General features: G+C 40.4%; 16 protein-coding genes and 1 riboswitch. Of the genes, 7 read left to right on the forward strand and 9 right to left on the reverse strand.

The features are described from left to right. Positions 1-2: 2 nt before the first annotated feature. The 7 genes from FG382_RS05845 to FG382_RS05875 all read right to left on the reverse strand — a co-directional run bounded on the left by FG382_RS05845 (position 3) and on the right by FG382_RS05875 (position 9,101). Positions 3-1,472 (reverse strand): adenosylcobinamide amidohydrolase, encoded by a 1,470-nt coding sequence (locus FG382_RS05845; RefSeq protein WP_142537968.1) that lies wholly within the window; start codon positions 1,470-1,472, stop codon positions 3-5. 1 nt (position 1,473) lies between these two features. Beyond that, entirely contained in the window at positions 1,474-2,457 is a 984-nt protein-coding gene (locus FG382_RS05850) for a FecCD family ABC transporter permease (protein WP_142538226.1), read from the reverse strand. A gap of 4 nt (positions 2,458-2,461) precedes the next feature. After that, positions 2,462-3,439, reverse strand: a complete 978-nt coding sequence (locus FG382_RS05855; protein WP_142537969.1) for an ABC transporter substrate-binding protein — start codon at positions 3,437-3,439, stop codon at positions 2,462-2,464. A gap of 133 nt (positions 3,440-3,572) precedes the next feature. Then, positions 3,573-3,712: riboswitch (cobalamin riboswitch) on the reverse strand. A 292-nt stretch (positions 3,713-4,004) separates the two neighbouring features. After that, positions 4,005-5,018 carry an ankyrin repeat domain-containing protein gene (locus FG382_RS05860; protein ID WP_142537970.1) on the reverse strand — a complete coding sequence of 338 codons (1,014 nt, stop codon included), beginning with the start codon at positions 5,016-5,018 and terminating at the stop codon, positions 4,005-4,007. After that, on the reverse strand, positions 4,984-6,237 hold the full coding sequence (locus FG382_RS05865; RefSeq protein ID WP_142537971.1) for an amidohydrolase: 1,254 nt from the start codon (positions 6,235-6,237) through the stop codon (positions 4,984-4,986). Before FG382_RS05865 ends, FG382_RS05860 begins: the two co-directional genes overlap by 35 nt. Further along, positions 6,234-7,472: an amidohydrolase gene (locus FG382_RS05870; protein ID WP_142537972.1), complete on the reverse strand. Its 1,239-nt coding sequence runs from the start codon at positions 7,470-7,472 to the stop codon at positions 6,234-6,236. The genes FG382_RS05865 and FG382_RS05870 overlap by 4 nt, the downstream gene beginning before the upstream one ends. A gap of 63 nt (positions 7,473-7,535) precedes the next feature. Further along, a complete protein-coding gene (locus FG382_RS05875; protein ID WP_188713288.1) occupies positions 7,536-9,101 on the reverse strand; it encodes a glutathione ABC transporter substrate-binding protein in 1,566 nt (521 codons plus the stop codon). Positions 9,102-9,301: 200 nt separating this feature from the next. Here FG382_RS05875 and FG382_RS05880 point away from each other — a divergent pair, with 200 nt between their 5' ends. The 7 genes from FG382_RS05880 to FG382_RS05910 are packed head-to-tail and all read left to right on the forward strand — an operon-like array spanning position 9,302 to position 15,936. Continuing rightward, positions 9,302-10,201 (forward strand): ABC transporter permease, encoded by a 900-nt coding sequence (locus tag FG382_RS05880; RefSeq protein WP_142537974.1) that lies wholly within the window; start codon positions 9,302-9,304, stop codon positions 10,199-10,201. A gap of 11 nt (positions 10,202-10,212) precedes the next feature. Beyond that, entirely contained in the window at positions 10,213-11,133 is a 921-nt protein-coding gene (gene nikB / locus FG382_RS05885) for a nickel ABC transporter permease (protein ID WP_142537975.1), read from the forward strand. 22 nt (positions 11,134-11,155) lie between these two features. Then, positions 11,156-12,157, forward strand: coding sequence for an ABC transporter ATP-binding protein (locus FG382_RS05890; protein ID WP_142537976.1), 1,002 nt, complete (start codon positions 11,156-11,158; stop codon positions 12,155-12,157). Further along, positions 12,157-13,155 (forward strand): ABC transporter ATP-binding protein, encoded by a 999-nt coding sequence (locus FG382_RS05895; protein ID WP_142537977.1) that lies wholly within the window; start codon positions 12,157-12,159, stop codon positions 13,153-13,155. Before FG382_RS05890 ends, FG382_RS05895 begins: the two co-directional genes overlap by 1 nt. Before the next feature lie 27 nt (positions 13,156-13,182). Beyond that, entirely contained in the window at positions 13,183-13,962 is a 780-nt protein-coding gene (locus tag FG382_RS05900; RefSeq protein WP_142537978.1) for a sensor histidine kinase, read from the forward strand. After that, positions 13,940-14,635: a response regulator transcription factor gene (locus tag FG382_RS05905; RefSeq protein ID WP_142537979.1), complete on the forward strand. Its 696-nt coding sequence runs from the start codon at positions 13,940-13,942 to the stop codon at positions 14,633-14,635. The genes FG382_RS05900 and FG382_RS05905 overlap by 23 nt, the downstream gene beginning before the upstream one ends. After that, positions 14,632-15,936, forward strand: coding sequence for an SLC5/6 family protein (locus FG382_RS05910; RefSeq protein WP_142537980.1), 1,305 nt, complete (start codon positions 14,632-14,634; stop codon positions 15,934-15,936). Before FG382_RS05905 ends, FG382_RS05910 begins: the two co-directional genes overlap by 4 nt. A 272-nt stretch (positions 15,937-16,208) precedes the next feature. Here the strand turns inward: FG382_RS05910 and FG382_RS05915 are convergent, their stop codons facing one another. After that, positions 16,209-17,405: an amidohydrolase family protein gene (locus FG382_RS05915; RefSeq protein WP_142537981.1), complete on the reverse strand. Its 1,197-nt coding sequence runs from the start codon at positions 17,403-17,405 to the stop codon at positions 16,209-16,211. Positions 17,406-17,456: 51 nt separating this feature from the next. Further along, positions 17,457-19,016, reverse strand: coding sequence for a glutathione ABC transporter substrate-binding protein (locus FG382_RS05920; protein WP_142537982.1), 1,560 nt, complete (start codon positions 19,014-19,016; stop codon positions 17,457-17,459). Positions 19,017-19,537: the final 521 nt, after the last annotated feature.

Genomic DNA, 19,537 nt, shown 5'->3' on the forward strand with positions numbered 1-19,537 from the left:
TTCTATTCCCAGCCTTTAGCTTTTTTGTAAGTTTGGATTGCCTCGACTGTGCATTCATACACACCAAGTCCGATTTTCTTTCCTACTTCCGTAATTGGACCTGCATATGGAATATATGCTCCTTGTTGTGTTGCTGCAACGAGCACGCTATCTGTTGATGTTCCAGTCGCAATCGTGCCAGTACGAGGATCCTTAACTTGTTCGTACGCTAGTGCTTTTGTTTTCGCTTCGGTTGCAGTAATGACCGCTTGTATAAAAGCTTCCTCTGCTAATTCCCCGTTTATAATGATCCATGTGTTAATGGTACCGATTGCAGGTAATGCTTCTACTTCATAAGCTTTTGCTACATCTACTGCATTTCCAACTCCTGCGGTCACCATAATAATGACGGAGCCAAAATCTCCATCGTATTGTTTAATAACCGCATCTTTCGTATAAACAGCAGTCATCATTCCTACTGTTTCTGTTTCAGAATATCCGCGATTGGTTAGGAATTGTTGCATTTCTGTTTGGGCGTTATCAATATTATAAAAAGCGTCTACTCTTCTATTCACAAATGTTCGGTACCAGCCCGTCCCAGCGTTTATAACTGCGGATGACCAAGTTTTTAATTGATGTTCCGCTTGGAATACGACTAACTCATCGGTCACTTGAAAGTTTTCAATCGTAATGAGTTTCTCCTCACATCGCTCTTTTATATCTGGCAGTATCGTGATTTGAGGTTTTGGCCGCTCGGGATGCGGATTTGTGCTAATTCTAGCTTTATACACTGTTTCGATTTTTTCTTTCATAACGACTTCATGCGGTTCACCGATGACTTTTACTTCGCCTTGATCCATTAATAAGAGCCGGTCACAGTAAAGAGATGCAAGATTGATATCATGAAATATACTGATGATAGTCATCGCGTTTTCATTTGCTTGCGTTTTGATCGTATCTAGCAATTGTTTTTGGTGTGCAATATCCAAATGATTTGTTGGTTCATCGAGTAACAGGATTGGCGCTTGTTGTGCGAGTGCTTGTGCCACAAATACACGCTGTTGCTCCCCACCGGATAATAGATCTAACATATGATGCTCATATTTTTCTATCCCCATTTGCTTCATCGCCCCTACAACAGCCGCTTCATCTTCGTCCGACCACGAGGAAAACAACCCACTTTGGTGAGGATAACGCCCGAGTGCAATTGTATCTCTTACGGTATGGGAAAAGGCATGACTATGTAATTGTGGGAGAACTGCCATTTTTTTCGCTAGCTCTTTCGACGAATACGTCGTTAACAATTTCCCATCAATAAGCACATCTCCGGACTCCTTATGTAGGATGCCACTAATCACTTTTAACAAGGTGGATTTGCCACTCCCATTAGGTCCTAAAATTCCTAGCATTTCTCCTTTTTCAACTTGAAAGGTGACATTTTTGACGATCAATTGGCGATCATATCCACCCGAGAGCTTTTCCACTTTTAACATATTAAATGCCTCCTTTTTTTCGTTGTCTAAAGAAAATAAATGCAAAAACAGGAGCTCCGATAAATGCCGTAATGACACCGATCGGCAATTCGGTTGGTGCAATAATCGTACGAGATACTAAATCACAGATGATTAATAATGCCGCTCCGTTTATAAAGCTAAGTGGCAACACATGCCGATTGTCCGAGCCAAATAGTAGTCTTGTCATATGGGGAACGACAAGCCCGACAAACCCAATTGTTCCAGATACTGCAACTGCTGTGCCGGTAAGCATGGACCCACCGATCAAAATCATCATTTTTCTCTTTTTCACATTTACCCCTAAATGCTGTGCTCGCTCTTCCCCAAATAGCATCGCATTTAGCTCTCTTCTGTTTAACCATAATAACAGCGTACCAATGAGCACAAAAGGGATAGCCATTTGCACAAAACTCCAGCCGCGCATCGATACACTACCGAGAAGCCAGCTAATAATTTGGCGTAGCTCTTCCCCAGTGAGTGCAATCATTAGTGAAATAACGGAGCCTAAAAAAGAGCTGAAAATAATACCAGTTAAAATAATCGTTTCCATTTTCATCGCACGATCTACTAGTTTTGCAAAAGAAATAACAAGAAACATCGTTACTAATGCACCGATCATACTGAAAACCGGCAACGTGAATATTCCTAAAAATGGTACCGAAATACCGAAAAAGAGCGTAGTCACGGCACCTACCGAGGCACCGGACGACACTCCTAACGTATAAGGATCGGCAAGCGGATTTTTTAACAATCCTTGAAACGCAGCGCCTGCAATAGCTAGTGATGCACCAACTAGCCCTGCAAGCACAACACGCGGCATGCGAATTTTCCAAACAATATTCGATGCGATTGCATCTGCTCCCGTATCCCATAAAGTGCTGATCGGTACCTTTACGGATCCGACCGATACACCAAGCCAAATTGCAACAAGTAGCGCTGCAATCGACAAGATGTAGCCGATCATGGCTTTACTCACTAAATGCCTCTGGGTAAATTGCTTTCGCGATTTCTTCTAAGCCATCTGCAAGACGTGGACCTGTACGACTTGTTAAGTTTTCATCCACTTGTACTACAGCATCATTTTGAACCGCAGTAACCGTATCGAAACCATCACGTGCTTTGACGCTATCTACAATTCCATCTACATAGCTATACATAATAATAATTACGTCTGGGTTACGACTAACTATCTCTTCTGGCGACATTATAAACCAGCCTTCTTGATCTGCTGCGATATTTTCTGCATTCACCATGTCTAAAACTTCTTGGATGAATGTTCCTTTACCAGCTGTATAAATATCAGGAACATCCGAGTTTTCTACAAACACTGTTTTCTTTGTTTCTACTTTTGCTACTTTTTCTTTTACTTCTTCTACTTTTGCTTTCATATCTTCTACAATTGTTTGTGCTTCTTCTAATTTACCTGTAGCACGACCAATTTGTTCGATTGTTGTATATGTTTCATTGAAATCTGCTGCATTTTTCACAACGAATACTTTCACACCAGCATCGCGAATTTGTTGTAATCCTGCTTCACCCACGCCTAAACCTGATTCATGCGCAAAGACGATATCTGGATTCATCGATACGATTTTCTCTACGTTGAATTCCTGTCCGCCGATTTTCTCTTTTTCTAACGCTTCTTCTGGATAGTTATCGTAGTCATTGACTCCAACGATTTCCTCATTTAATCCAAGTGCAAATAAAATTTCCGTATTACTTGGAATCATGGAAACGATTGTTTTTGGAGCTTCTTCTAACGTTATTTCATTGCCAACCGCATCCGTCATTGTTATCGGAAATGCTGCTTCATCTACCTCTGTTGGTTGTTCTTGTTGTTGTACATTGTCGTTATTTTCGACTGGTGTTTCTTCTTTTTGGCCACATCCTACTAAAAGCAATACTGCTAAAGCGGATGTCATCCATAATTGCCATAATTTCTTCATGTTACTTTCCCCCATTTTCTTCTGTGCAAATAAAAAACTCTCGTCCAATGAACGAGAGATAGAATAGGTATAAATCTGCAAGGTTTTCCAAATGCCAAGCCGACTCACACGTTACCTATCCTCGTAGGCATTAAAGTGTTTACACATAAAGGCAGGTTTTCTGACTCATGATAGCGGACTATCACACACAGTGGCGGGACCGTGCTGGACTTTAACCAGCTTCCCTTTTAACTTACTAGTTTCATAGCAAGCACCTTTATGTTCAAAGTATAATTTTGTATGCATCGACTTCATTATACATGAAATGATAGTGTTGTCGACAATGATTTTTAGAGAATAGGTAATTGTCGAATTTTTTGAAGAGTGCTTTTGGCTAGACAATTTGCTACACTCTTATCGTGGAAATTTTGGAGAATCAGGGGAGTGACTACTTCACTTCCCTGGTTCTCTTTTTCAGTAACTGTATAGCGAATATTGTAGATAAAGAAAAGTTTTCAACCTTATATTCATTGAATACAATACATAAAAAAGCATGGACAAATTGTGTGTCCATGCTTACACCTCATTAATTCTGAAACAAGGCATTGTTTGGCTGTATAGTAGATGCTCGTTTCATCACATCAAGCGCTTCGCTCTTCTTTCCTAGACTTGATAAGCTATTTGCTAGATGGAAAAGATAATCTGTTCTAGTTGGAGATTGTTCTAATAGCTCTCTCATTATCTGTATGGCTTCATCGTGCTGATTACCTTCTCTAAGAAAGTTAGAATATTGGTATTTAAAGAATAGGTTTTCGTGAATTTCTCCGTGAAAACGCTTAATAAACAAGTTAGCGTCTTCCCATCCTATAAATCGCTTTCTCGCTAGAAATTCATAATAAATAAAAGAGCTTTGCTCTTCCACCGACAAGCGATTTCGAGCATGTCGACAGAGAGTTAGAGCGGTTTGGTGATTGCCTCTATCATATGCATCGATAAAAGCCATAAAATAATCAAGGCTCTTCCAGCTGAATTTATCAGCAGGGAGCTTATCTTCAATTTCTAGCTTTAAGAAATATGCTTCAAAGTACATTTGCTTTATAACAGGTAGACTGTCCGACTGAATCTGCACAAAACTCTCTTCTTTCTTACTCAACCAGTCTTCTGCTGATTTTCCATTAAAATCTCTCTTGCTCCAATCTGCTCCACTACGATTCAAAATATAGACGACAAGTTGATAAAGTTCACTATCATCACCAAGAATCAATGCTTCCTGGAGAGCTGTCCATCCTAAATAATTGGCGTGATTTACATTTACTCCCCAATAGACTCCTTCTCGCACTACTGATACATGCCCTTTTTCACTAGAAGGCAAGAGAATAGTACCTCCAAATCGATTTAACGCGTTTGGGTCTGCTCCAGCTCTATAAAGAATCTGCATGCCTTTTGTAAAACCAATTGCTGCAGCTGCAACAATTGGCGGTAACCCTACTTCGTTGGTACGATTTGAATCTATACCCATTGCAAGACATTTCGTCAACACCAAATCGTCAAATTGAGTAATTGCCTCAAACAGTTCGTGCATGATTTGAGTTTTCTGCATTCCAACTCACTTCTCCATATGTCTGATTGCCTTTATAAAAGATGGCTTCAGTTGTAGCTGTTCGAGCTACAGCCTCTGCGCTAGAGGTAGCATTGATGAATACAAACGTTGCTTCATCTCCTACTTTTGGCCATTGCTGTTCTCCCGAAGTAGATAAAGGGGTAACCCCTCCTGTAATAAACTTTAAATTACGTGCTAATTGGTCTTCTTGAGCCTGGCGATAGACAAGACTATATTTCGTTGATTTTTCAAGTAAACTCCCTGTTCCAAAGGAGGACCAGGAATCATAGAATCCATCGCAACCAAAATGTACCTTTACACCTGAATGATCTAATAGATCAATTGGGGGAATTGAACGAGTTAAAGGTACGGTAGACATAATTGCAGTTTCTGTCTGTACAAGTTCTTCGATTAATGTACGTTGTTGAACTTCCGGAATACTACCCAATGCAAAAGCATGGCTGACAGCTGTTCGACCTTCCCACCCCTGACTCCGAACAATCTCTAAGAGTTTAGATATTGTATATGCACCTATATGTCCTTCATCATGCAAATGAATATCAACATCCGCATTGTATCGCTCTGCAAGTTGCATCATCGTACGCAGTGAAGTTTCAATTTTTCCATCAATACCTGCAGGGTCTAATCCACCGATATGGGTAGCACCTTCACGCATAGCCTCATGCATTAGTTCAACGACTCCTGTGTTTAGCATCCCATGTTGCGGAAAAGCAACGATTTCATAACTCAATTTATCCTTAGATTCCTCTAACGCTTCTCGAACTGAAATTAAATTCTGGAGACCGATGTACGGATCAATATTTACATGTGTCCGAATATGTGTTGCGCCTTGTGAAGCAAGCAGATCGATCATCGCCAATGCGCGTTGCTTTCCTGACTGTGCTAGCTCTGCAAGTTCGAGTGCTTCCAATCTCAGTCGTTCTTTTAAATTTGCTGCTGGCTGAATTGATTTCCAATCCAACGATAGGTATGTTTTGTCCAAATGATTGTGCATTTCTCGAAATCCGGGCATTAATAACAAACCATTCATCGATTGAGACCGACCATAAGTCGGGAGAGGAACTTCAGCAGGTTGAACGGACTGTATCTTTCCTTCAACTATCTCAAGGGAAACAAGTTCTGTAATGGTATACATTGTTCCATTTGCATCTGTTTTTCGTCCTGTCTCAATCTTTACATCGGTTAACCAAAGCGTCATGAATGAACGCCTTCTTCCACAACTTGTTTAGGAACGAATATATTTCCCTTTCCATACACAGCGCGAATTGGTTTTCGTCTTGCAATCGCTTCTGCGCTGCAGGTAGCATCAACTAATAAAAATGAAGCATCATCTCCCACCTTCGGCCACTGTAGGTCTCCAGTTGGTGATAGTGGCGTCACCCCACCAGTAGCGAAACGAAGTAATTGGCTTAGACCAATTTCATCGCTAATACGAAAACGCTCTCCCAATAATGCTAGTTTCTGAATGGAATCCCCTGTTCCAAATGGAGACCAGTGATCTGTGATACTGTCATGTCCAACTGAGACCGGAACATTGTTTTCCCAGAGGTATGGAATAGGTATAGTCGGTCTATTGACAGGTACTGTAGTTGTTACGTCAATACCAACCTCAGCAAGTTTTTCAGTTACTGTCTGTAATCGCGGCTCCACAAGATCTCCTAGAGCCAAAGCATGGCTGATTGTTACCTTGCCCTGATTTCCTGATGCTTCTGTCAATTCTGCAATTTGTTCCATTTGGAAGGCTCCAAGAGAATCCGAATCATGCAAGTGAATATCAATCGGTGCATCAAATTCTTGTGCAATGGAGAATACAGTTTCTAAGCTTTTTTCGATGTTCCTATCAACAGTTGCTGGATCGACACCCCCAACATGCGTTGCTCCATTTGCCATCGCTTGACGAACAAGTTCGACTGAATCACTACGTAATAGTCCGTGTTGTGGGAAAGCTACAATTTCATAGGTGATTAAGTCTTCATAGGCTTTTAATGCGCTGACTGTAGCTTTCAAATTCTCAATTCCGACGACTGGGTCGATATTACAATGTGTACGTATGTGTGTATGTCCATTCTGAATCAACAATTCGAGCATTTTCTTTGCACGTTCTTCCACCGTTGGCAATTGGTCTTTTAACACCTTTTGTTCTTCTTCAATTCGAGTAAATATTCCATTAGTTGCTGGTCTGACTGCCTTCCAAGGTCCCCCGTAGTATGTTTTATCAATGTGAATGTGCATCTCGCGGAATGCAGGAATCATCAACGCTCCATTTGCATCTATCATTTCACTTTCAGATGGAGGTGCTTCTGTTGTGACATTGGCAATTCGCCCTTTTTCAATTTGAATATTCACTAGTTCTGTCAATGTTTTAGCGACTGTATTTTCAGGTTTTTCGTATCCTTTTTCAATTCGAACGTTTGTAATCCAATAATTATTCATTTATTTCTTCCTCCTTTAATAGTCAGTGGCAATACCTTAATAGATGATGCCAAGATATGATGATTATTCAGTAATCTTTACATTCTCAATCATGAGGTAGTTCGATGCGTTTAACCAATAACCAGTCACATTTTTGTTGGATACAGCCAAGTGTTCATAGTTACGGATTGGTACATATACTGCTTCGTCTAACTCAATTTGTAACACTTTTTCGTAAAGTGCTTTGCGCTCTTCTTGGTCTGTTTCTTGTCTCGCTTGTTCAATTAATTGGTCGACTTCCGGATTAGTGTAATAGAATGAGTTTCCGGCAGGTCCATGTGATGAGGAATGGAACAGATTATATTGATTGTAGTCTCCGTCTCCTGTTGCATTACCCCAACCTGAGATAAACATCTCATGTTCGCCGTTGTTCGTCATCTCAATAAAAGCTCCATATTCCATCACTTGAATCTCAACATCAATGCCAATCCCTTTTAATTGGGACTGGATGACTTCAGCCATATTAATACGTTCTTTACGGTCACTAGTCAGCAAGGAAATTTTGTAGCCTTCTTCAATACCAGCTTCTTTTAGTAATTTTTTCGCTGCATTTAGATCGTAGGCAAGTGGTTTAGAAGATTCGCTATAACCGAAGACCTTTGGACTCATTGCAGAGTTCGCTAATGTACCGACATCATTGTAGACCCCAGAAATAATAGCTTCCCTTTCAATTGCGTGGCTGATTGCTTGGCGTACACGCAAATCATCAAATGGTTCCTTTTCAACGTTGAATCCTAGGTATTCAACTGCAAGACCTTCTGTTCGATAAAGTTCCATCGTATCCGAAGCTTCAATTCGTTCTATCTCTGTTACTGGTACTTGGTCGTTAATATGCGCCTCACCAGTCTCAATCATCGCCAGACGTGTAGCGTCTTCTGGCACCACTTTAAAGACTACACGTTCAACAGCAGCTTCCTCTCCCCAATAGTCTGGATTCTTCACAATAGATACCTCTTGCCCTGAGATCCACTTTTCAAATGTATATGGTCCGGTACCTATCGGATTTTCTTTAAGGGCTTCTGGATTTTCTGTGATAGCTGTTGGACTGATCATACTTCCCTCTTGACTTGCCAAAATGGAAAGCAACGGAGCGTATGGATAAGAGAGATGGAAACGAACCGTCAGTTCATCAACGATCTCTATTTCTTCGATCATTGAAAACTTTTCACGTTGTGGTGACCCTACAGCTGGATCTAAAAGACGATCCATAGTCGCTTTCACTGCATCAGCGTTGAATGGAGTCCCGTCATGGAAAGTCACGCCCTCCTGAAGTTTGAATTCCCAAGTAGTATCATCGATTACATTCCATTCTTTTGCCAAACCGGGTTGAATCTCAAAGTTCTCATCAGGCCTTACTAACGTTTCATAGACTTTTTGGTACAAAATATTTGCCGATGGGATATCCGTAATAAAATGGGGATCAAGATTTGTAGCATCCGACAGACGGACTACAATCAACTCTTCTGCCGTATTTTCTACTCCATCAGTTTGTTTCTCTGTCCCTGACGAGCCGCTAGTCGAACATGCTGCTAATAGTAGCGCGATACTCCCAGCAAGGAACAAATGTTTCATCTTTTTCATCACTCTCATTTCCCTTCCCTTTGAAATTGATGCACAGCATCTATTGGTTACAGTACCTATCGTACTTAAATGTTCCCCATGCGTTTTGCATTATTTTTACAAGTTGTTTTACTATTTCGACTATATATTCAAAACACATTTACTTTTCTATATAATTTGATAATTTTAAGCTAGCTTACTGATTTTAAATTGAAAAAGGAGAGAACATTATGTCTACGATCCAAGAGACAGATACACTTGCTGTCACTCAAGTATTAGGCGCTCCCAAAGAGTCCGCTTGGCGCAATTTTATTTCTCAGTTTTTCCGAAATAAAGCGGCTGTTGTTGGAGCTATTATCATTGCCTTCTATGTTTTTATTGCTATCTTTGCTCCACTACTTGCTCCCTATGATCCTTACGAGATTCAATTGGAGAACAAGCTTCAATCTCCTTCTATTGAACACTGGATGGGTACTGACGACAAAGGACGAGACATATTAAGCAGAATTCTTTATGGCTCTCGTCTCTCTATGGGAGTTGGATTTGCTGCTGTAGCCTTTGGTGCATTCTTTGGAATTCTTTTTGGCTTGATTGCAGGTTATTACGGAAAATGGGTAGATTCCCTCATTATGCGGTGTATGGATGTACTTCTTGCATTTCCAGGTATTCTCTTAGCACTTGCTATCATCAGTGCATTAGGACCAGGAATGATTAATGTAACGATAGCAGTAGGAGCATTTTCAGTACCTCTATTTGCTCGAATCGTACGCGGTTCTACTTTAGAAGTAAAGAAATTAGAGTATGTAGATGCCATTCGGTCATTAGGGGCCAAAGACAGGACAATCATCTTTCGCCACATCTTACCGAATATTCTATCACCGATTATCGTGCAAGGGACATTAAGGATTGCTACAGCTATTTTGTCTGCTGCTGGTTTATCCTTCCTAGGTCTAGGAGCCCAGCCTCCTTCGTCTGAATGGGGAACTATGTTAAGCGGTGGACGTGATTTCTTATTCTCTGCACCTTACATTGCTATTTTCCCAGGAATGGCCATCGCCATTCTAGTTCTTGGCTTTAATATCTTTGGCGACGGATTGCGCGATGCACTGGATCCGCGTATGAAAAATTAGGAGGTGCTTACATGATTTGGTTCATCATAAAACGTTTAATGCAGACCGTACCGGTCATTATTGGAGTAACTATTGTAGTATTTGTCATTATGCAACTTGTTCCTGGAGATCCGGCTGTCCTACTTGCTGGTGAAGGGGCAACAAAAGAGACGATTGAAGCACTTCGTGAACAACTCGGTCTTCATCAACCTCTTTATGTACAATACTTCGATTATGTTAGCAATCTACTACGGGGCGATATGGGCTTCTCACTCAAAAATAACCAGCCTGTGTTGCAAGAAATTATGACTCGTCTACCGATTACATTAGAGCTTGCTATTTTCAGTACGCTTATCACAATCGTCCTTGGAATGCTTGCAGGTATCATCTCTGCGATTAGACCATATTCCATCTTAGATACAGTTGTTATGGTTGTTGCATTACTAGGTATCTCATTACCAAGCTTTTGGTTCGGTTTGATGTTAATGTATTCCTTTTCAGTCAAACTTCATATTTTCCCTGTTGCAGGGTGGGATAGCATGTTACACGTTGTTCTTCCCGCATTCACGCTTGGAGCAGGTGGTGCTGCAATCGTGGCTCGAATGACACGTTCGAGCATGCTAGAAGTTATTCGCCAAGATTATATTCGAACAGCACGTGCAAAGGGTGTTAAAGAGCGTGTAATCATCTACAAGCACGCATTAAGAAATGCCCTAATTCCTGTTATTACTGTTGTCGGATTGCAATTCGGCGCTCTTTTAGGTGGAACTGTTCTAGTAGAGTCCATCTTTGCAATCAATGGATTAGGTCGTATGATTGTCGACGCAATTCGTATGCGTGACCTGCCTGTTGTCCAAGGCGGTGTTCTTGTCGCTTCTCTTGTATTCGTTGTAGTAAACCTAATCGTAGATATTCTATATCGTCTATTCAATAAACGTATCGAACTTAATTAATTCAAGAAAGTAGGTGATTTTCATGTCAAAAGAGGTCATATTAGAAGTTAAAAATCTGCAGACTCATTTCACAACTAAACGAGGTACAAGTAAGGCCGTGGATGGGATTGATTTTACACTTCACAAAGGGGAAACCCTTGGAATTGTAGGGGAATCTGGATGTGGTAAGAGTATCACGTCGCTTTCAATCTTACGTCTAATTCCCTCTCCTCCAGGAAAAATTGCCGGAGGAGAGGTTCTCTTCAAAGGAAGGAACTTAGTGGAACTTCCTGAATCTGAGATGAGAAAATTACGGGGAAATGAGATCTCGATGATTTTTCAGGAACCAATGACGTCGCTGAACCCAGTACTTCCTGTTGGTGAACAGATTGCAGAAGCTATCCGCCTTCATCAGAAACTAAATAAAAAAGAGGCTGCTAAAAAAGCAGTAGAAATGTTACGTCTTGTAGGTATCCCATCTCCCGAAAAACGCGCCAAACAAGAGCCGTTTCAATTGAGTGGCGGCATGCGACAACGTGTGATGATCGCGATGGCACTATCATGTAATCCTGAAGTTCTTATTGCAGATGAACCAACAACGGCATTAGATGTAACTATTCAAGCTCAAATCTTAAGATTGATGAAAGAACTGCAAGAACGATTAGGGATGGGTGTAATACTCATTACACACGATTTGGGAGTGGTCGCTGAAACATGCGATAAAGTGGCCGTTATGTATGCAGGAAACATCGTAGAACATGCAACTACAGAAACGTTATTTGAAACTCCCTTGCACCCATACACGCAAGGACTATTAGCTTCATTGCCAAAAATTGATGAGGATCAAGAAGAGCTTTATACAATTGAAGGAAATGTACCAAGTGCATTCAATATGCCATCCGGTTGCCGTTTTGCTTCCCGATGTCCGTTGGCAACAAACCTATGTCGAGAGTATAAACCTGAATTAATTGAACATGAAAGCGGCTCAAAGGTACGATGCTGGGTTTACAGTAATAAGTGGCAAGAACAGGAGGTAGTTGTGTAATGATAAATGTTCAAGAACAAAAGGTTCTCCTAGAAGTACAAAATCTTAAACAGTACTTCCCTGTAAAACGAGAAAAGCTATTGCAACCTAAGCTTTCTGTGAAGGCTGTGGATGATATTAGTTTCACACTGCGCGAAGGAGAAACGTTAAGTATTGTAGGAGAAAGCGGTTGTGGTAAATCTACAACCGGTCGAGCGATCCTAAGATTAGACGAACCGACAGCGGGAAAAGTAGTGTATAATGGTAAGAATATATTAGAATTGTCAAAAAAGGATTTGCGGACATTACGAGGTGACTTACAAGTAATTTTCCAAGACCCTTTCGCATCTTTAAATCCACGACAAACGATTCAACAGATCCTTTCCGAAGCGATGTCGATTCAAAACTCCGTTCAGAAAGAGTTAAGAAAAGATCGAATGAGAGAACTTATGCATCTCGTAGGACTGCCTGAAGAAGCATTGTCTCGTCATCCTCATGAATTTAGTGGCGGACAGCGACAGCGTATCGGAATTGCACGAGCATTGGCTGTGAACCCTAAATTGATAATTTGTGACGAAGCCGTATCTGCCTTAGATGTATCAATTCAAGCACAAATCTTAAATTTATTAAAACGACTACAACGTCAATTGAATTTGACATTTTTGTTTATATCACATGATTTGAGCGTTGTTCGTCATATCTCTGATCGTGTCATGGTAATGTACCTTGGTAAAGTAGTAGAAATTGCGCCTAAACACGCACTGTTTGATCAACCAACACACCCGTATACTCGAGCATTACTCTCATCAATACCTGTACCCAATCCTAAGGTACAAACGGAACGTATTCTTTTATCAGGGGATGTCCCCTCACCAATCAATCCGCCATCTGGTTGTCGCTTTCATACTCGCTGTCCTTTTGCGACAGAATTATGTAGTAGTAAGGAACCGGAGACAGTAGAAGTGCAAAATGGACACTACGTTGCGTGTCACTACGCGAACGATTTCTTCTCTGCTTAACCGATTATTAAAAAGGAGTCAGAGCATATGTTAACAATTGAGGCTTTTACGATATTCATCGCCCTCTGCATTCTGGCTCCTATCTTAGGAGCGCTTGCCCTATTGTTTTTATTAGCTTACGAAAATCGAATTGATTTACTAGAAAAACAAAAAAAAGAAATGGCTTTAGAACGTGATTTACAGGAAGCACTCTACAATCAACTCAATCAAGAAATACAACCTCATTTCTTTTTTAACACGCTAAACTCCTTGCTGAGTTTAGCAAGACTTGGACGAAAAGAAGAGTTAATTTCAGGAATTGAAAACTTCTCAAAGTTACTAAAACACAAATATATTACTACTGATAGAACCCTAACCTTGCAAAAGGAACTTGAATATGTCGAATACTACTTGGCAATACAACGAATCAGGTTCCGTGAACGCCTTGAAATCGATTGGCAAACAGAACAGCAGGTATCGTCTGCTCTTACTATTCCATATTTAGTCCAAACATTAATTGAAAATGCATTTAAACATGCATTTGAAAAAAATCCAGGGCGAGCTCATTTAATCATTTCTGCAATTCGTAAAGGGTCGCAAGTACAAATAGCTGTCACCAACAATCTTGTCGTTTCTTCAACAGATAAAGAAGATACTACAGGAATAGGGTTATCAAACTTAGAGAATCGTCTTTCACTCTTGTTTTCGAAAGACGAAATATCTATTGAAAGCCAGATAAATGGGGAATGGATCACCGTATCTATCTCATATCCATTCCAATATTGGGAAGAAAGGGGAAATAAAAATGAACATTTTAGTAGTAGATGACGAACCTCTCGAGATTGAACAGATGGTGTATCTCATTGAAAAGCATTTCCCTACCGCTACAGTGTGGAAAGCCCAAGACGCATCGCAAGCTATTCGTCTTGCCCGAAAGACTTCTATTCGTCTTGCCTTTTTGGATATACAGATGCCTGGTAAAAGTGGATTGGACCTTGCTCAGGAACTTAGAACAGAAACAAAAGCTGATCTGGTTATGGTCACTGCATTTCAAAGTTTTGAATATGCACAACAGGCTATCAAAGTCGGAGTATTGGATTATTTGACTAAACCGATTATAGAAGAAGATCTAGTGCGTGTACTAAATCATTATACAGCTCATTCTCACTATTCCGAGACGATACGCCGTACGCTTCAAATTATTCATGAAGAATTTGGTGAGCGTCTAACACTTAGCAGTTTAGCGTCCCGTATACATATCAATCCGGCCTACTTAAGTCGAAAGTTTCAAGAAGAAGTCGGAACGGGGTTTGCTGAATACGTGAACCATTATCGTCTCGTCGCTGCCAAGCGAATGTTATGCGAAAAGCCAGATGCCACAATTTCATCTATTGCTGAATGTTGCGGCTTCAACAGCCAGCATTACTTTAGCCAAATGTTTCGCAAAGAATTTAACACCACCCCACGAGATTACAGAGCCAAGGAGCTGTACATGGCATGAACGACAAATGGATGCTCTATATGCGTGGGTCGGTTACCTTTGGATTAGGATTAGCAATTATTACATTACTTGCACGGTGGGTAACCGGAAACACCATCCTTTCTTCTCCTCAGACGCTAATTCAATATGGAATTGCTGGTAGTATCGGGTACGCTATTGCAGGCGGACTCGCTTTCTTTTTTCTTGGCCTTGTGGCTAAACGAGTCCGACGTAGTTTTCCTGAAGCAATAACGATTGGTGACGTGTTAAAAGAAAAGCTTTTGCCTTCTTATTATCACACTTTTATTCTGATGCTGCTCTTCATGGGTGCATATGCTCTTATGGTGCAATTTTATGCAGCTGGAACACTGTTTTATTATGCAATTCCTCAGTTACCACTCATTGGTTTTGGAGGATTTTTGCTTTTGGTTATCTATTTTGGCGGGTATGGTGGGTTGAAAAAATTAACCTCCCTGTCGTTCTATAGTGTCGTAATGATATTTCTGACGACTATCCTGCTCCCTATTTATTCGTATCTTCAAAACGGTATAAGCCCCATCTATGATGGGGTCAAACTATATCATCCGTATCTTTTTTTCATGGGAAGTCATGAGACGGTTTGGTTTGTGTCGGCTGCCATCCTTGTATTCACAGGGCAAATTCTAACGGATAGCGCTACTTGGATGCGAATTTTTGTAACAAAACCAGAAAAAATTGGTTTAGCTTTTCAATCTACTGGGCTTATTTGGGCCACCGTTCCTATGGCACTATTAGCACTGTTGTTGTTCGCAATATCTGGGAAATCATTTGATCATGTATACCTTCTCATCCAAACAATGTTGCAAGCACTAGATGCATCTTTCTTAATGATTATCTTTGTGTTTTTTTGTTTGATAGCAATGCTTACAGCTTCGAGTAGTGAATTGCATGGTTGGACATCTCTTCTCATCAAAAACGTATGGCTAGAAAAATCATTGACGGATAAACAGATTACACAGTATCGTCACCTATCTGTTTGGCTTTTGGCATTTATCCTTTTCGTAATCGTTGCAATTGTTTTCCCTTCGTCTTTTTCCTTACTCTTCTTTTTTGGGAATCTGTACGCTTCTTTGATTCCAGCTGTGATGTATATATTGATAACAGAGCATCGCACGGGACCTGCACCTACCATAATTGTTGCGATAGGTTCTGTCATAGGAATTGTGAGTCATCTATCACTTCATTCCTTCTTTTCAATATGGGCAAGCTTTTTGTCAGCATGCTTACTTTTTATAGCGTTTTATTTATTTAACTTACAAAAATACAAGAAACCGATGAAATAGAAGATTGACATAATGGCACGTACAATGATGTTCCTCCTGACCTGCATCCGATAAACCTTACTAACTGCCACTCGGATTGCTCCTTTCGTCAGTTACTCCGAAATGACAAGACATTCCAGAACATCTCAAATGTCCATCGTCTCATTGGTTGTGGGATTATTTTGTGTACTTGGTAGGTTCTTTTGACCCTTATTTTCTCTATGATTTCTTTGCATTTCTCAATACCACCTGATTTCACAGAAAAAAGCCTTCTTAAGATAGAAGGCTTTTCCTTAATACATACGTACTCCTTTAGCGATTACTACCTCTCTAGGTGTGCGTCGTGCTATAAATTCTGCAGAACACTGAGCAGAAGTTAAAATCATCGAAGCATCTTGACCTACACAGGGCCAAAGTCTCTCACCTTGTTCGGAGAGAGGAGTAATACCGTCTGTGATAAATTTGAGAGACGCAGCCAATGCTTTTTCATTGGTCCAGCGATTTTTTTCTAGCAATCTCCCTAATCTTTCTACCAAATCCCCATTTCCTGTCGGCCACCAAGAATCATAAATATTGTCGCTACCTAGATACACACCTATCCCTTGTTTATCTAGCCAATCGACTGGAGGTGCGTTTCGACCAATAGGAACTGTTGTAATAATTTGAATTTCCGCCTCTTTCATTGCCTGTATAACAGAACCTAGAGCTTCTGTCGGCACATCTCCAAGCCCAAATGCATGACTCACATAAACACGCCCTTGAAGTCCGTACTCGCAAGTCAATTTTGCTAGCCTTTCAATAGTATACGTTCCAAGGTGTCCAGGATCGTGCAAATGTATGTCCACACCGACGTTACCTTCTACTGCCATTTCTAGTAGTGTACGTAGGGACTTTTCGATATCTTGATCCACGGTAGCCGGATCAACAGAACCGATAAAGTCAGCCCCTTCTACAATTGCCTGACGCATGGCAGAGATTGTATCGTCGTTAAGAAAACCATGTTGGGCAAATGCCACGATTTCTGTTTGTATTTCAGGATACTTCTCAGTTACTTTTTTTACTTCTCTATAAAAAGAGAGACCAACTTCAGGATAGATGTCCACATGGGTTCGTATAGAAGTGGCACCCATCGAAATTAAATGTTTAAATAAGTTCTCTGCCCTTTTTTCTGACGTATGTTCAGCTTTCTTTAGTATTGACTTTTCAATATAGCTTCTCTCCAATACGGAGGAGGCTGGGATACACGCTTTCCATGGCATACCGAAATAAGTTTTGTCTAAATGTACGTGTTTTTCAGAAATTCCTGGTAACGCCAATCTCCCACCAGCATCTAGCCATCCTTCCGCTAAAGAATCTCCTGTTGTCTCGCTAATCTTGACAATCTTACCATTCTTCCACTCAATATCCACTAGTTCTGTAACTGTTTCTACGCGTTGGTGATCAACTTGACTCCATCCTTTTTCTATTCTTACATTTCTTAGACCTTTCATAAAATACCCTCCTCTAAATGGAAAAGAGGCTTCAAGGAAGCCTGTCTGTAGTTAATTGTTGATACGAGTTGTTGAGAGATCGATATATCCCGCTGGGGTGATATCGAAACCTTTAACATCTTTATGCACCGCAGCCATGTTTTCAATCACACGGACTGGAATGTAGAGAGCATCTTCCATTTGTTTGTGTTGCGCTTTGGAATAAAGCTCGCCTCGCTTGTCACTATCCATCTCTTGTCTTGCCTGTTCAATCCATTCATCAACTTGTGGATCTGCGTAGAAGAATCTATTTCCACCCGGTCCATGTGTACTAGAATGCAAGAGATTAAACTGGTTATAATCGGCATCTCCAGTGGCATTTCTCCAACTCAAAATATACATTTCTGTATTACCGGAATTCGTCGTATCTACAAACGTACCATATTCTAAAACTTCTATTTCAACTGTAATACCAATACCTTTTAGTTGAGATTGAACCACCTCAGCAAGGTTAATACGTTCTTTGCTATCCATCGTTGTAAGTTTAATCGTCAATCCATCTTTATATCCAGCTTCAGCCATCAAACGTTTCGCTTCATCCAAATTATAGCTATACGGCTGCATCGTATCATCGTATCCGAACACTTTAGATCCGAGAAGCGAATTAGCAACTCCACCAACGTTGTTAAATACTCCTTTTCGAATGGAATCAACCTCAATTGCATGAGCAACTGCTTTTCGTAAAAGTACATTATCGAATGGTTGCTTTGAAACATTAAATCCAAGATACTCCGTACCATAGCTTTCACTTCTATAAAGATTACTAGACTGCGAATTTTCAACTGTCTCCATCATTGTAACTGACAATGGTTCTGTAACGTGCGCCTCCCCGGTCTCAATCATGGATACACGAGTCGTTTCTTCAGGTACTACTTTAAAGATGACTTTCGCTAATTTACTAGCCGAGCCCCAATATTCTTCATTTCGTACTAAAACGATTTCTTGCCCTGGTTTCCAATGCTCAAAACGGAATGGGCCAGTACCGACAGGTTCATTGATTAGTTCCTTCCCAAAGCGTTCAATTGCTTTAGGGCTGATGATTCCACTTTCGTGACCCGCCAGAATAGAAAGTAAAGGAGCATATGGTTCAGTAAGAATAAATTGTACAGTATGGTCATCAACAGCTTTAATTTCTTGAACCATAGAAAGAGCACCCGCTCGTGGCGACCCTACATTTGGATCTAACAATCGTTCGAATGTTTTCTTCACTGCCTCTGCCGTAAACGGTTCTCCATCGTGAAATGTTACATCTTCTCGAAGGGAAAATTCCCAAACGGTATCACTGATTTGTTTCCAACTTTCAGCTAGAAGCGGCACAAATTCAGAACTTTTATCACGCCCCACTAATCCTTCGTATACCTTCCCATGTGTAACACTCGCCGCATTAATAGTCGACATAAATTGATGATCTAAGTTTTCTGCATCTGACAGACGTGCAATGATTAACGTATCTGCATCTGACGCTTGCGCGTTACTAGATGATCCATCATCTGCCGAAAGCTGTGTAGAGCATCCTGTTAAAAGCAACAGTCCAGTAATAGCCAAACCAAGCCAATGTTTCTTCAATCTCATCTGAACCTCCCCTTAATACTGTTTTTTTAATTATACGGATTATTCAGATATTATTTTTTTAGTATTTTGACTTGAATTTGTGATATTTTTAACTTTTTCTTAACAAATAGAATCATATTGGATAATTAATACTTTGCATCTCCAGTAAGACAATAAAAATGATTTGGGTGCTATTCGTTATATGCATGACATAATAACAAACTCCAAATATGAGTTTTCCAACAATCAGATTCTACAGAACATGTTCGATGTGAAGTTAGATGAGACACCTGTCGTCAAGAGTCGACCGAGAATAGATCGATGAGGAATAGTGCTCTGTCTGTGACTTTTTGAACAATCGGGCTGAATGGAGAAGTGTACAGACTCAAGAAGAACATTGGTCAAATGTGTCTTCATAGAATTACCCATGAAAAGAGCCGTTCGATCATAACTTTACTATTGGTTCTTGGATTCTCACAATAAAGTAAGACTAATGTGCTTTCCAAAGCTCTATGGAGATAATAACGACAATTTGAATATAT

Origin of the sequence: Psychrobacillus lasiicapitis (genome assembly GCF_006861795.1) — a bacterium.
Classification (GTDB): Bacteria; Bacillota; Bacilli; order Bacillales_A; family Planococcaceae; genus Psychrobacillus; species Psychrobacillus lasiicapitis.